The organism is Catenulispora sp. EB89, assembly GCF_041261445.1.
GTDB lineage: Bacteria > Actinomycetota > Actinomycetes > Streptomycetales > Catenulisporaceae > Catenulispora.
Genome location: NZ_JBGCCU010000003.1, coordinates 255363 through 270297, shown reverse-complemented (window position 1 = coordinate 270297; position 14935 = coordinate 255363). Strand labels below are relative to the sequence as shown.

Below are 14935 nucleotides of genomic sequence, written 5' to 3'. Positions count from 1 at the left end.
CGCCGAGCGTGCTGTTCCGCGGCTCGATCCTGCCCGGCCTGTCTCTCAGCCGATGGTGTAGGCGTTCGCGACGGTCTGGCTGATCGAGCCGCCGATCGCGTCGGTCGCCGTCACCTTCAGCCACGGCCTGCTGCCCTTCGGCGCGTTGTTGGGCCACACCGCCAGGTAGTGGCCGGCGCCGACCGGGGCCACGGCGGCCGGGACCCAGGTCTTCCCCGCGTCGTAGGACACGGAGACGCTGGCGCCGGTGATCGCCGCGCGCGAGCCCTGGCCCTGGTAGGACTGGTGGCCCACGCCGAGGTCGAGCAGCTGGACCGGCAGGTGGCCGGTGTCGGAGCCGTCGGTCGCGAGCTGGTAGTCCAGCGACAGCGCCGGCAGGATCTCGCACCCCGTGGCGCCGAAGTTCGCTGCGTAGCAGAAGTCGTCGGCCGGGAGGGCGGCCTGCTCGGCCGACCCCGGCGCGTAGCGGAAGGTGATGTCGGTGTGCGTCTTCGTGGACTGCGACATCGGCAGGCCGCTGCCGGTGGTGTCGGCGTCGTAGACCATCCGGTAGGTGCCGGGCTGGGCGGTGGTGCCGGGGAGTTCGGTGTGGGGCCAGCCGGACTGCGAGGCGACCTGGACGCCGTCGCGGTAGACGCTGAACGTCGCGGTGTAGCCGGGGCCGAGGTCGTGGGCGGCGCTGTTCGGGTCGCTGTCGGCGAACTCGGTGATGCCGAAGTCCGTGATGCCGGTGGCGGGGTCCACGCAGGCGTTGCAGGCCATGCCGTTCGTGTACTGGCCGACCTGCGGGGTCAGCGGGCCGTGGCCCCAGGTGCGCCAAACCTCGCCCGGGCCCCGGTAGAAGCCGAGGTCCTCGAATTCGAGCTCTGACTGCTGGTTCGGGGCGTTCTCCACCGGCATGTATTCGGCGAACCAGAAGACGTCGTCGGTCGACACACCGATGTAGTCGGTCAGACGTCCGGGGGCGGGGACGATGTGCTGCGTCCCGGCGCCGCCGTTCGGGCCGCTGACCCCGAGGTCCCAGCCGGCCTGGTGGGCGGGGTTGACCGCGTCGGTGGCGAAGACGTTGTGGGAGGTCTGGATCCGCGACGGGTCCGGCCGGTAGGTCTGGTTCGCGTCGATGTGGTCGGACGGCGCGAAGCTGAGGTCGTAGCGGTACGGGTCGGCGCCGGCGGGTCCGGCCGCGCCGACGTCCAGGACGCGGAAGGCGAGCGCGCCGACCCGCGCGGCGGGCTGCGGCGCCACCCAGGTGGAGCCGGTGCCGCTGGTCAGGACCTCGCCCGTGGCCCCGCCGGCGTCGGTCCGATCGATGGTCTCGATGTCGCCGTCGATGGTGGCCGGCCGAGGCGTGACGGCCCCGACCCGCGCCGTCGCGCTGCGCTCGTCGGCGGTCAGCGTGGTGCTGCCCGAGGCGGTCACCGCCAGGTCGGTCCGGGCCACGACGTGCTCGGTGCTGGTGCGGGTCGCGGGATCGAAGGTGGCGAAGACCGTGACCGCGCAGTAGTTCCCGCTGGGGACTGCGACCCGCGCGACGCCGTTGCGCAGCGCGATCGGGGCCGCGTACCGCTTCAAGTCGTCGGTGTTGAAAAGGAAGGTGGTCGCCTGGGTTGCCGCGGCGCCGTCGAGGCCGATGCCGTCGATCTCCAGGATGCTGAGCGGATAGTGCGGCGTGACGGCCGCAGGGCTGGCGGCTGCCCCGGTTGTCCCGACTGCTCCGGCCATCGCCGCGGCGTCGTAGGCGGCCGGGTCATAGGCCTGACCCGACGCGATGACCGAAACCGGGATCACGTAGGCGTGCCCGCCCACGGTCATCTGCACTGCGGGCTCCGAGCGTCCATCCGGCGCGGTCACCGTCGTCGACGCATGCGCCCCGGACCCGCGCACGGTGACCCTGTCGCCGTTCGACAGGGTGCTGATATGCGCTGCAACCCGGGCCGGCACGGCTGGCGCTGCGGCGGTGCTGACCGCCGCGGAGGCGGTCACCGTGCCTGCCGAGGCGGTGGCTGCCACCACCAGCCCAAACGCGGCGGCACGCCGACGCGCCGAGCGGCGCGTGATGCTGTTCTTTGACACAGGTCTCTCCCGTTCGTCGACAGTCACCTGCTAGACGGGGCGAGACGCACGCCAGGTTGTCAGTCCTCTGGTATCGGGTTTGGCGGTCCTTTCGCAGGCATCGATCATGACACAGTGTCGTCATCCACTGTATCGTCGGTGACGATCAAGCCTGGCGTCCTGAGGAGTAAAGCGTGCAAGCTTGGACTTTTTGGCGTCGACGGTACTTCGCCGGCGTCGTCACCGCCGTCGCGATGGCGGTCGTGGCCGTCGTACCCAGCCTCGGCTATTCGGCCACACGTCAGGCCCAGCCGTCGGCCGCGCCACCGGCCTGCTCCGCGGGGACCCTCGTGTCGACCGGCAGCGGCCCGGTGTGCGGCATCACCGCCGGCCAGCAGACCTCGTACCTTGATATCCCGTTCGCGGCCCCGCCGCTGGGGAACCTGCGCTGGACCCCGCCGCAGCCGGTGCAGCCGTGGACGACGACCTACCAGGCCACCCAGCGCGGGCCAGGATGTCTCGTGCCGAGCTTCCCGCCGGGCCAGGTGCAGCCCGGCACCAGCGAGAACTGCCTGTTCCTCGAAGTCCAGGAGCCGGCGGGCACGCGGCCGGGCCAGCGGCTGCCGGTGATGTTCGAGATCCACGGCGGCGGGTTCCTCGGTGAGGCCCGCGACGACGACGGGACGAACTTCGTCGGCGCCGGCCCGGCCATCTACGTGTACGCGGCGTACCGGCTGGGGGTCATGGGGTTCCTGGCCGACCAGGCGCTGGGCCCGCACAGCGGCGACTTCGGGCTGCAGGACCAGCAGGCGGCCCTGCGCTGGGTCAAGGACAACATCGCCGGATTCGGCGGCGACCCCGGCAACGTGACCATCTTCGGCGAGTCCGCGGGCGGCGCCAGCGTCTGCGACCAGATCGCCTCGCCGACCGCCAACGGCCTGTTCCAGCGCGGCATCAGCATCAGCGGCTACTACAACTTCGACGTCAACACCATCTGGTGGCCCGCGGACTGCAAGTCGGCGATCCCGGACGAGGCCCAGGGCCAGCACCTCGGCGCGCAACTCGCCGCCAAGGTCGGCTGCGCGAACACCCCCGACGTCGCCGCCTGCCTGCGGGCCCTGCCGGCCGACACCCTCGTCGTCAACGGCGGCCAAGGCCTCGACCCAACCAGCGGCGGAGCCATCGGCCCGATCGTCAACGGCACAACCCTGACCATGTCGGCGAGCCAGGCCTTCGCCCGCGGCCGCGTCAACCGGGTCAAGGCCATCATCGGCGTCGGCCGCGACGAATTCAACGGCGGCGTCTACCTGAACACCCCCGGCCACCCCGTAATCGCCGACACGACCGCACAGTACGAGCAACTGGTACGCCAGCAGTTCGGCCCCCTGGCACCCACCGTGCTCCGGCTCTACCCGGTGCAGCACTACCCGTCCCCATCCCCGTTCATCGCCTACCGAACAGTGATGGCCGACGCCTTCAGCGTGTGCCCCTCCCTGCAGAGCTACGCGAAGCTGTCCAGAGCCATCCCGGTCTACGCCTACGAAGACGACGACGCGGACTCCCCAGGCCAAACACTGCCCCTCGGCGCCAACCACAGCGCCATCAACAGGCTCGCCCACGACGTGCCCGCAACCCTGGACCCGAACCAACTCGCGCTCCAGCAACAGGTCCTGTCCGAATGGACCGGCTTCGCCCGCACCGGCACCCCAACCGCCCCCGGCACCCCGCCCTGGACGCCATTCGCGGCCCCCGGCAACCCGGTCATGTCGCTACAGGCGGGCGGGGACAGCACGCTCGTTCCGGCGAGCTCGATCGCGGCGCAGCACAACTGCCAGTTCTGGGACGCGGTCAACCGGACTGCGCCGTGGGCGTCCTGACGTCCTGAAACGCCTACGATCAGCGGAGGCCTCACACACGACCGCCGCCGCACGCCGCGCGTGCGGTGTGCGGTGTGCGGGGTCGCGGATATTCAGGTCCTGATTCAAATGAGTCACCTGCTTCAAAACTCCCCTGAACACCGCCCCGGCCTCGTATCGAAGTGTCAACGTTCGAGCGCCTGTCTCACTCGGTGTTTGGTGGCGTGTTCGCACAGTGAGCATGCCGTTGCCGAATCCCGGGTCGGCGCTTAGCGTGCGCGGCAGGTAAAGAAAGATACTTATTTATGGGGGTTGGTATCTCCGTGCGTGCCGTGGTGTCTCGATGGGTTGTGCTGTTCCTTTCTTCTGTCCTGGTCCTCGTCGGCGTCCAGGCGCCGGCCGCATTTGCCGGGCCCTCTGCCGCCGGACGAGCGGGGACGTCCTCGTCGGCGGGTCACGAGGTCAGGTCGGCTAAGCCGCCTCCTCCTCCTATTCCGATGACGTTGGATCAGCGGCATGCGCAGGTGGCCAGGCAGCTCGGTGGGTTGACGCCGGTGCAGGCGGCCAAGCGGGACAAGGATTTGGCCGCGCACCCGACGCCGCCGGTGCATTCCAAGCCGGGGATCGCGCGGCCGTCGCTGCCGCGGCATGCCGCCGCCGGGGTGGTGTCGCCGAATGTGGTGCCGCCGGATCCGGACGAGGTGGTCGGCGACTCGCTGGTGTACCCAGGCGAGATCACCCTCGATGTGGACACGCACATCCCGGCCGGTACCACCGCGGCCAGCCTGCAGGAGTTCGCGGTGCTGGTGTACGACTCGACCGGGACCCTGGTCTACTCCCAGGAGATCCCGGCCAACGTCGATCCCACCACGTACAACGGCCAGCCCTCCGGCGGGTACTGCTACGGCTGGTGGCCGCCGTCGCAGTACCCTGCGGACTGGTGCTTCTGGTCGTTGGGGAACGCCCCGGGCGGTCCGTTGAAGGACGGCCAGGTCTACTTCGCGCAGGTGTTGTTCGAGTCCACGTCCGGTGACTTCAGCCCGAACGGCACCTACTCCAACAACGTCACCGTCTTCTACACCCCGGACATCCCCGGCGCCGAGACCGGGATCTGCACCTGCTACGCGCAGAACAGCAAAGCCGACCCGGTGAACACCGCCACCGGCGCCTACTACCAGCAGGCCACCGACCTGAAACTGACCGGGGCGGGCACGCCGTTCGCGCTGACCCGGAACTACCGCTCGGATCGCACCGCGACCGGGTTGTTGGGGACCGGCTGGTCGACACAGTTCGACGCGCGCCTGTCGGCCGGTTCCGGCACCGAGACCCTGTCCGACAGCGACGGCTCGCAGATGGCGTTCACACAGAATCCCGACGGTACGTACAGTCCACCAGCCGGGGTACACCTGAGCCTGGTGAAAACCGCCTCGGGCTTCACAATCGCCGCCCTCGATCACACCAGCCGCACGTTCGACGCCAACGGCCGCCTCACCGGGATCCTCGACGCCTCCGGGCATGGCCTGTCAGAGGCCTACGACTCCTCGGGACACCTCGCCAGCGTTACTGACACTGCTGGACGCGTGGTGACCTTCACTGTCGGCAGCAACGGTTTGTTGACGAAGGCGACGCTCCCAGACGGCCGCGCGGTGTCTTATGCCTACACCGGCACCGATCTGACCGCCGTGACCGACGTCCGCAGCGGCGTCACCTCCTACACCTATGACAGCAGCAACCGCCTGCTGACCGTCAAGGACGCTCTCGCGCACACGGTGGTCACCAACACCTACGACGCGACTACTGGTCGCGTCAGCAGTCAGACCGACGGGGTCGGCGCCAAGACCACCTTCGTGTGGAAGGCCGCCACCCAAGAATCGGACATGACCGACCCCAACGGCGGCGTCTGGACCGACATCTACGCCAACAACGTGCTCACCCAGAGCATCGACCCGTTCGGCAACTCGGTCTCCTACAGCTATGACAAGTCCCTGAACCAGATCGGCATCACCGACCGCCTCGGCAACACCACGTCGATGACCTACGACAGCGCCGGCAACATGCTCACCCGCACCGCGCCGGCTCCCCTGTCCTACGCCGAGAGCTGGACCTACGACGCCGCGGCCAACGTCACGGCGCACACCGACGGCAACAACCACAAGACCAGCTACACCTATGACTCCCTGGGCCGGCTGACCACCACCACCGACCCGAACGGCGGTGTGGCCAAGCGCAGCTACACCGGCCTGGGCGAGTTGGCCACGGAGACGACGCCCCGCGGGGAGACCACGACCTACGGCTATGACAGCGCTGGCAACCGCACATCGGTGACAACCGCCGCGGGGGAGAAGACCACCTTCACCTACGACGGTTCGGGCCGGATCCTCACCAAGACCGACCCGCGCGGCAACCTCACCGGCGCGAACCCGGCGCCGTACACGACCACCTACACCTACACCGCGGCCGACCTGTTGGCCACGGTGAAGGATCCGGCGGGCAACACCACCTCCTACACGTACGACGCCGACGCGCAGCAGACCGGCATGACCGACCCGCTGGGCAAGGCCACCACCACCGCCTACGACGCCGACGGCCGGGCCACGCTCGTCACCGACGCGGCGGGCAAGACGGTCACCAAGGCCTACGACCCCAACGGGAACCTGCTGTCGACCACCGACCCCCTCGGCGACAAGACCAGCAGCACCTACGACAAAGCCAACCGCGTCATCGCCACCGTCACCCCGCGCGGCAATGTCACCGGTGCCAACGCCGCCGCCTACACCACCACCTTCGGCTACGACGCCAACGGCAATCAGACCACTGTCACCGATCCGACCGGTGCGGTCAGCACCACCGCCTACGACGTCATCAACCGGAAGGTCAGCGTCACCGATCCGCTGGGGGCGGTGACCAAGACCGGCTACGACGCGACCGGCGACGTCACCTCCGCCATCGATGCTCTCGGGCACGCGGCGACCTTCACCTACGACGCGCTCGGCCGGCAGCTGACGGCCGTCGACCGCGACGGCAACCGCTCGAGCGCGGCCTATGACGCCGACGGCAACCACGTCTCGCAGACCACCGCGGCCGGTGAGACGACGAAGTGGACCTTCGACGCCGACGAGCGGACCGTGACCTCGATCGATCCCCGCGGCACGGTCACCGGCGGCAATCCCGCCGCCTACACCACCACCTACGGCTACGACGCGGCCGGGAACCCCACGACGGTGACGGACCCGCTCGGCGGTGTTCACGCGGCGGCGTTCGACGGCGACAACCGGCAGACCTCGACCACCGATCCGACCGGCGCGGTCACGACCTATGCCTACGACGCCGACAGCCGGGTGACCGGGGTTACCGCGCCCGATGGCGGGGCGACCACTTACGGCTACGACGTGGTGGGCGATGTGGTCACCCGTACCGATGCCAACGCTCACGTCACGACGTACGCCTATGACGCGGCACGGCGGCTCACCGGCGTCACCGACCCGTTGAGCCACGCGGTCGGGTATACGTACGACGCCGACGGCCATGCGGTGGTGTTCACCAACGCCCGTGGTCAGACCACGACCCGCACCTATGACGGTCGCGGACTGGTCACCAACACCGCCTATTCCGATGGCACCACCGCGGTCGCCCAGGTCTTCGACAAGGCCGGCCACCTGACCGGTCTCACCGACGCCACCGGTGCCCGGACCTTGGGATATGACGCGGCCGGGCGTCTGACCGGGGTCACCGGCACCTCGACGGAGGCCGGTTTCACGTACGCCTACGACAACGCGGGCAACGTCACCTCGCGCACGTACCCGGACGGTGAGAACACCACTTACACCTACAACGGGGACAACGAGCTGGCCACGCAGACCGCGGATGGAGCCACGACCACCTACGGCTATGACACCGCCGGCAACCTGGTCTCCAGCGCGCTGCCTGCCACGGTCGGGTACACCGAGACCCGCACGATAGACGCCGCGGGGCAGCTCACCGGTATCAAGGCGGCCAGCAGCACGGCGACGTTGGCTTCGGAGAACCTGACGCTGGACCAGGACGGTCGGCCGACGTCGATCGCAGTGACGCACAGCGGGGCGAGCGCTTCCACGCTCACCTACGGCTATGACACCGCTGGGCGGTTGACCAGCGCCTGCACCACGCCGTCGGCGACGACGGGCTGCCCGTCCGGGTCGACGGTCAGCACGTACACCTACGACAAGGTCGGCAACCGGCTGACGCAGAGTGCGGGCGGGTCGACGACCACGTACACGTATGACGCCGCCGACGAGCTGACGACCTCGGTCAAGGGCACGGCGACGACCTCTTACACCTACGATGCCGACGGCGATCAGACCGCTGCCGGGACCAACACGTTCACGTACAACGCCGCTGGCGAGCTGTCCGGCGGGACCATCGGCGGCCTCGCCAAGACATTCACCTACGATGCCGCCGGCAACCGGGTGAAGACCTTTGTCAGCGGCGGCTTGAACCGGGTTCAGACATGGGACTCGAACGGTCAGCTGCCGCAACTGGCCACCATGACCACCGGCAGTGGTGCGCTGACCGGCGACTATCACTATGACCCGCTGGGTACGATCACCTCCGAACACACCACCACCGGCGCGTTCTACGACACCCACGACTACCTGGGGTCGGTCTCTGATCTGCTGTCCTCGACCGGGGTGGATCAGTACACCGACACGTATGACGCATTCGGTTCTCAGACGGTCAAGAGCCTGGTTACGACTCCGCCGGCTCAGCCGTTCGGTTTCACTGGTGCGCTGGTGGATCAGAGCATCACGGGCAAGCTGGATATGCGGGCCCGCATCATGGACCCGAGCACGGGCCGGTTCAGCAGCCGTGATGCGCATTCCTCGGCGGTCGGGGACCCCTACGTCGCGTCCTATGCCTATGTGGCCGATGGGCCGACGTACCTGACCGACCCCAGTGGCAACGACATCTTCGACTGGCTGGGGCACCAGTGGGACGAGTTCTCCAGCGGGTTCGTGATCGGTGTCAAGGCGCCGTTCAAGCTCGCCGGGGACGTCTACGACGCCGCCACCGGCAAGAACGGCGGCTGGAGCAACTTCTTCGACACCTACGTGCCGGTGCGGCCGGCGTACCGGCTGTACCACATCGCCGACCTGCTCCGGCAGGAAGGCTGCCCGCAGCTGGCTGACTTGTACAGCCAGGCCGGTGACCAGTTGGCCGGGCAGATAGCGGCGCTGGGCATCGGCGGCCTGACCGGCTGGGAGCGTGATGCGGCCGCGACGGACGCGTCCGAGACGCAGGCGGCCACGGATTCGGCCGACGCGTACCGGTCAGGGCCGAAGAACCGTCCCGCGTGGTACCCGACCGGGCCGATCATCTGCATCGACCGCTTCAAGGCGATCCTCGGGCGAGCCGGGTTCGGGGATCTGGCCTCGAAATACGATTTCGAGTATACGCCGGTGATTCTCGATGATGACGGATATCCGGCCTATGGGATTTCGCCGGCCGCGTACGGCGGCCCGGATCTGGGCGTGACCGGGAAGCCCATCATCCGTTTCTCGAACATCGGTCTCGAGAATGTCCAGGAGGCAGTGACCACATTCTTCCACGAGGTCTACCACCAGGACGCGTGGGTGAAGTACAAGGTGCCCGGCGGAGAGATTTCGGCCAAGGCCTACGGCGAGGCGAAGTGGGAGGAGCTCAAGGGCAGATTCGGGTTCTGACCCTGCCCGTGACCTTCCGGTAGGCCTGTGACGAGGCCGGAAGCGGCTCCCCCTTCGGGGCGGGGCAGCCTTCCGGCCTCGCCCTATTGACGACCACCAGTACTGATAAGGTGTAAATGTGCGAGCCTACTCCGACAACGAAGTGGCTTTGTTGCGCGAGCAGCGCGACCTTCCCCCAGAAGCCCGGCAATGTCCGGTATGCAACGCAATCGGGATCAGGCGCTATTACCGGATGTCGTACGGCCGGTCGTCACCGACGATCTCCTCGTGCGTCTGGTGCCCGAACTGCCACTCCTACACCGGATCGACGGGTCCCGCGGCGGGGCGCGTCGTCACCTCGGATCCGCTGCTGGAGATGAAGAACCCGCCCACGGACGACCCGGAGGGCATGGAGAACTTCCTGACCGTCTTGGACCGACTGTGGGACGAGGGAGCGCTTCCGCAGGAGGTCATCGGCGGCCGCGAGCGGGGTGGCTGAGCAAGATATTCGGTTCGCCGGAGAACGCGAACCCTGACGCGCCAACCAGGCCGGACTTCACGCTCTACCCGGATGTCTCCCCGTTCGGCAGCCTGCACGCCGCGGTGCAAGATGCGGCGGACAACGCCGGACACGAGTCGCGCGTGGATCCTCATCGCAGCCCTGCGGGCGCCACGCCTGGTTCCACTTATCGCGATCAAGGTCCTGAGCTGTAGTTAAGCGCCTTATCTGTGCAATTCACCGAGATCTGGGACACGGAACGGACGGGGGGGCGCGGCCGTGGTCGGGTTAGGACTCCTAGCAAAACTGGCTTGGTCAAGTTGAACGAGGACCGCCGGGCCTTCGTATCCGTCTGAGCTAGGCGCGCAGGAACCGTTCGACGATGCGCGCGATATGAGCCCCTGCGTGTGCGTCGCCGAAGGGAGACTCCAGAACGGACAGGCGCTGCAGCTCCGATGAAGCGGAAGCGAGCATCGTGAGGGCTTCGTCGGCGATGGGCGTTCCCGGCGGCATGAGCCTGGCGAAGTCGCGCAGCGCTTCTGGACGTTCGGTTGAGCGTCGTACGACGATGAGCGGTCTTTTCAGGACGGTGACTTCCTCCTGTACCCCGCCGGAGTCTGAGACGACCAATGCCGCTTCGGCGGCCAGCGCCAGGAACTCGGCGTAGCCGAGCGGCTCGGTGACGATGAGGCCGGCCAGCAGGTGGTGGCAGTCGGCCGCGTACAGGGCGGCGCGTGTGCGGGGATGAGCGGGGAAGAGTACCGGCCATCCGGCTGTCGCCAGGGCTGCCAACTCGGAGATGACGGTGGTCAGGATGGCCGGATCGTCGGTGTTCTCCGGTCGGTGGATGGTGGCCAGGACGAACCGGTCGGCCTGGAGTCCGTGTTCGGCGAGTACCTTCGCGCGCTGTCCTTCGGTGGGCAGCGCCTGGTTCACGGCGTCGACGATGGTGTTCCCCGTCAGGGCGATGCGGTCGGCGGGGATGCCTTCGGCCCTCAGGTTCTCCACGTTGAGCTCGGTGGCCGCGCACAGAACGGTCGCCAGGTGGTCGGCGATGATCCGGTTGTGCTCCTCGGGCATGCGGCGGTCGCGGCTGCGCAGTCCGGCCTCGACGTGGATGAGGGGGATGTCGTGGGCGTTGGCGGCCAGTGCGCCGGCGACCACAGAATTGGTGTCGCCTTGGACCAGCACGACCGCGGGCCGCTGCGCGCCGAACAACTCGTCGAGGGCTTGCACGGCCAGGCCGATCTGTGCACCGCGGGGCTTGCCCCCGATGGCGAGAGTCGTTTCGGGACGGCGCAGTTCGCACTCGTCGAAGAAGATGTCCGACATGTCGTGGTCGTAGTGCTGGCCGGTGTGGACGACGCGGACCCGGTCCGGGAGGTGGCGCGCGACGGGGGCCAGTTTCACGATCTCCGGCCGAGTTCCCAGGACCAGTACCGCCGTCCCGGTCAGAGAATTCGAACCCGCAGCCATGTCCACCATCCGTTTCTCGCGTCGATCACTTTGGGCGATGCCACTGTGTGGGGTCGGGTGCGTGTCGCCGAAATCCTCAACGCGGTTCTCCGGGAAATTGGCCCTGTCGGCCTAGTAGGTACTTTGTATTACCGCGAAGGGTGATTCTGACCGGTGGGATTCGTGGCTTATTCCGTGGCGTGTTGGGCGACGGTATCGGGATGCCGAGTGGCTAATCTGAGGCAGGTCGACCACGGATGAGGAGAATTCGGAATGAGTGCTCACGTTGGAGCAATCGGGGGAGCGGGCGGAATGGGCGCCCTGGCGGCGACGGGAGCTCCGAACATCGCCGTCATCGTGGGCTTCGCTGTGGGGGCGGTCGTCGCCGGTGCGTGCTTGGTCCGGTCCACGATGGTTCTGAAGCGGTCGGGCCGTTAGGCGGATGTCCGCTGACTTCCTCGCTGGGGATGGTGCGCTGCGAGCCGTACTGCCCCCGGCGCGTGCCCGCCACGTGGTCCGGTGGCTGTTCGCCGGACTGATGTGTGGTTCGGCGGCGCTGCTGATCGTCGCCGAAGCGGGCTACCGGGGCTTCGAGTCGAGACTTGCCGCCGGCGCGGTCCACCAGCTGCTGGGATTCTCGGCTGTCGCAGTCACCGACCGGCAGACGTTCTTCTTCGCGTTCGAGACCGGTGGCACGAAGCACATGCTGGGCTTGAACGTGTCGCTGGGGTGCAGCAGCGTGTTCTTGCTGGCCCCCATGCTGATGATCACCGGGATCATGGCCGCGTACAGCGCCAGGCCGTTGGTCAAGCTGGGTTTCGCGGCTGCGGCCGCGGCAGTGGTCTTCATCGCCGTCAATCTGCTGCGGCTGGTGATGATCGCCGGCCTGATGGTCTGGTGGGGTGTTCAGACCGGCTTCGGCTGGGGTCACACCTTGTTCGGTTCGATTCTCACTTTGGTGGGCATGGCGGCGGCTTCGGCTGTCTATTACCTGATTGTTTCGCGGGAATGGCGACCTCGTGTCGGCCGGGATCGGCGATCGCGGTCTTGATCTCGAAGGGTATCTTCACCACATAATGGATCCGCTCGAACTCTGTGTCGTCCTCTCCCTGGTCTTCGGATTCTCCTTCTTGTGGTACGTCATCGCGCTGGTGTTCAGCTTTCTGCACCGCTCGCCGGGATCGCCCGGTGATCCCGCGCATTACCAGTGGCACTTCCTGGTCCCGTGTCGCGACGAAGCAGCCGTTATCGCCGACACGGTGGCCTACCTCCGGGGGACGTTCCCGTTGGCGGTGCTCTGGGTCATCGATGACGCTTCGCAGGACGCCACCGCGTCCATCGTGGAGGAGCTGGGTCGCGATGACGCCGCTGTGCGCCTGGTGCGTCGGACCATGCCGGAAGCGCGCACCGGGAAGGGCGATGCCCTCAATGCCGCCTACCGGGAGCTGTGCCGGACGATGGCGACCGATGCCGACCGGGACAGGGTGCTGGTGTGCGTGGTCGATGCCGACGGCCGTCCCTCGGCGAACTTGTTCGAGGTCTGTGCCGGTAGCGCGGTGTTCGCCGACCGCCGTTACGGTGCGGCGCAAGTCGAAGTGCGCATGTCCAACCGCGACCGGCGCCATCCGCTGCCCGGCAAGGGAATCGTCAGCAACCTGTCGGCCATGCTGCTGGCGCGGTTGCAGGATGTGGAGTTCCGGGGCCCGATCTCCGCGATGCAGATCCTCCGTGAACGGTCGGCGACGGTGAACCTGGGTGGCAACGGCCAACTCGTTCGTCTGTCGGCATTGGACTCCGCTGCACAGGAAGCCGGTGCTCCGTGGGGCAACGCCCTGTTGGAGGACTACGAGATCGGGCTGCGGCTGATGCTGGCCGGGTGGCGGATCGCGTACACCACGGACGCCTGGGTGGAGCAGGAGGCGCTGTGGAGCCTTCGCGCGCTGCTGGTCCAGCGCACCCGCTGGGCCCAGGGCTCGATGCAGTGCGTCCGGTACCTGCCGCAGATCTGGCAGTCTCCGCAGTTCTCCAACGCAGGGCTCCTGGAAGTCACCTACTTCATGGCGCAGCCCTGGTTGCAGATCATCGGCACGGTCGCCTACCCGGCGCCGTTGATCGTGTTGTTCTCGAACGCGGCGCGCTACCCGGCCTTCATGGAGACGTTCCTGCGGGACGGCGGCGCGGCGATGCTGGCGTTGTACTTCGTGATCGGGTTCGGTGAGTTCGCGATCTGGGCCTGGGTCTATCGCCGGCGCTGCGAGCGCGGGCTCAGCAGCCGCCAGGCCTGGGCGATCGGCGTCGGGCTGGTCGGCTACGCCTGGCTGAGCTACGCGATCGCCTGGCGTGCCTTCGCCCGTCTGGTCACCGGGCGTACCGCCTGGCCCAAGACACGGCGCAACGCAGAGTTGGCGCTCCCTACTCCCCGTTCCGCCCAGGCTTCGCGGGACGCCCAGACTCAGGACGCCCGAACTCAGGTTGCCCAGACTCAGGTTGCCCGAACTCAGGACGCCCAGACTTCGGACGCGATCGCCCGATGAAGCGCGCGATGGCGATGCTGGCCGCGGCCGTGCTGACCGCCGGACTCGGTGGCTGTGCCTCTTCTCCGATCTTCGAACACGTCGGCATGGGCGTCGGTACGTTCACCACGGTCTGGGACGTCGGCTCCTGCCACCGGCTGGACCAGCCGGTCCAGACCGACCCGATGATGCTGTCGGACACGTCTCCGGCTGTGCCCTGCCAGTCCGAGCATCAGAGCGAGACGTACGCGGTGGTGCCGATCACCGGCGCCGTCGCCGCCCCCGAGCAGCGGCCCAGCCCGCTGTGGCTCCAGCACGCGGTGGCCGGGGCGTGCAAGTGGTCCGACTTGGGCGCCTACCTCGGCGCGACCGACGTCGACATCTTCCGCGACATCGTCCCGCTGCAGATTCTGCCGAGCGACGACGAGTGGCGCGCCGGAATCCGCGAGGTGCGCTGCGACGCACTCGTCGGGCCCCGGACCACGGCGTCGGTCGCATCGGTCGCCATGCCGTTGAAGCAGATCCTGCGCCGGGCGGCCGGCGCCAGGTTCCGGGTCTGCTCCTTCGGGGATGTCGAGCTCACCTGTGACCAGCCGCACAACTGGGAGCTGGTGTATCCGTACGTCAAGTTCACCGCGACGGAGTTGAAGGCCGATCGCAAGACGAAGGTGGCCAAGGTCGCTGCCGCATGCGTCTCCCCTGTGGCGACGTACCTGGGTACCGCGCTCACCAATCGTCCGGACCTGGTGCTGTACCCCGAACCCCCGCCGGGGGACGGGCCGCACGCCGGCGCCGTCTCAGGGTTCTGCTGGATCGGTCCGAAGGACAAGGACCGACTGGCGACCGGGACACTGCGCGCGCTCGGCTCGGTGACGCCGTGAG

The 14935-nt window shown here is 68.0% G+C and carries 8 protein-coding genes; 6 read left to right on the top strand and 2 right to left on the bottom strand.

What is annotated here, in order from left to right; translation table 11 throughout:
• Positions 1-45: 45 nt before the first annotated feature.
• The gene (locus ABH920_RS08065; RefSeq protein ID WP_370348233.1) at positions 46-2073 is read right to left on the bottom strand and encodes a hypothetical protein; all 2028 of its coding nucleotides are present in this window, start codon (positions 2071-2073) and stop codon (positions 46-48) included.
• A 173-nt stretch (positions 2074-2246) separates the two neighbouring features.
• Between ABH920_RS08065 and ABH920_RS08060 the strand changes: the two genes are divergently transcribed.
• The 3 genes from ABH920_RS08060 to ABH920_RS08050 all read left to right on the top strand — a co-directional run bounded on the left by ABH920_RS08060 (position 2247) and on the right by ABH920_RS08050 (position 10085).
• Positions 2247-3929: a carboxylesterase/lipase family protein gene (locus ABH920_RS08060; RefSeq protein WP_370348231.1), complete on the top strand. Its 1683-nt coding sequence runs from the start codon at positions 2247-2249 to the stop codon at positions 3927-3929.
• A 476-nt stretch (positions 3930-4405) separates the two neighbouring features.
• Positions 4406-9607 carry a DUF6531 domain-containing protein gene (locus ABH920_RS08055; protein WP_370348230.1) on the top strand — a complete coding sequence of 1734 codons (5202 nt, stop codon included), beginning with the start codon at positions 4406-4408 and terminating at the stop codon, positions 9605-9607.
• Positions 9608-9839: 232 nt separating this feature from the next.
• Positions 9840-10085, top strand: a complete 246-nt coding sequence (locus ABH920_RS08050; protein WP_370348229.1) for a hypothetical protein — start codon at positions 9840-9842, stop codon at positions 10083-10085.
• 357 nt (positions 10086-10442) lie between these two features.
• Here the strand turns inward: ABH920_RS08050 and wecB are convergent, their stop codons facing one another.
• On the bottom strand, positions 10443-11561 hold the full coding sequence (wecB, locus tag ABH920_RS08045; protein ID WP_370348228.1) for a non-hydrolyzing UDP-N-acetylglucosamine 2-epimerase: 1119 nt from the start codon (positions 11559-11561) through the stop codon (positions 10443-10445).
• A gap of 421 nt (positions 11562-11982) precedes the next feature.
• Between wecB and ABH920_RS08040 the strand changes: the two genes are divergently transcribed.
• The 3 genes from ABH920_RS08040 to ABH920_RS08030 are packed head-to-tail and all read left to right on the top strand — an operon-like array spanning position 11983 to position 14934.
• Complete coding sequence (locus ABH920_RS08040; RefSeq protein WP_370348227.1) at positions 11983-12591, top strand: hypothetical protein; 609 nt, start codon at positions 11983-11985, stop codon at positions 12589-12591.
• Positions 12592-12616: 25 nt separating this feature from the next.
• Positions 12617-14074 (top strand): glycosyltransferase family 2 protein, encoded by a 1458-nt coding sequence (locus ABH920_RS08035; protein ID WP_370348226.1) that lies wholly within the window; start codon positions 12617-12619, stop codon positions 14072-14074.
• Complete coding sequence (locus ABH920_RS08030; protein ID WP_370348225.1) at positions 14071-14934, top strand: septum formation family protein; 864 nt, start codon at positions 14071-14073, stop codon at positions 14932-14934. Before ABH920_RS08035 ends, ABH920_RS08030 begins: the two co-directional genes overlap by 4 nt.
• Position 14935: the final 1 nt, after the last annotated feature.

Bases quoted from the DNA above. Each gene is read 5' to 3' on its own strand.
- ABH920_RS08055 (WP_370348230.1), top strand. From the start codon at position 4,406: ATGACGTTGGATCAGCGGCATGCGCAGGTGGCCAGGCAGCTCGGTGGG.
- ABH920_RS08050 (WP_370348229.1), top strand. From the start codon at position 9,840: ATGTCGTACGGCCGGTCGTCACCGACGATCTCCTCGTGCGTCTGGTGC.
- wecB (WP_370348228.1), bottom strand. From the start codon at position 11,561: ATGGCTGCGGGTTCGAATTCTCTGACCGGGACGGCGGTACTGGTCCTG.
- ABH920_RS08040 (WP_370348227.1), top strand. From the start codon at position 11,983: ATGTCCGCTGACTTCCTCGCTGGGGATGGTGCGCTGCGAGCCGTACTG.
- ABH920_RS08035 (WP_370348226.1), top strand. From the start codon at position 12,617: ATGGATCCGCTCGAACTCTGTGTCGTCCTCTCCCTGGTCTTCGGATTC.
- ABH920_RS08030 (WP_370348225.1), top strand. From the start codon at position 14,071: ATGAAGCGCGCGATGGCGATGCTGGCCGCGGCCGTGCTGACCGCCGGA.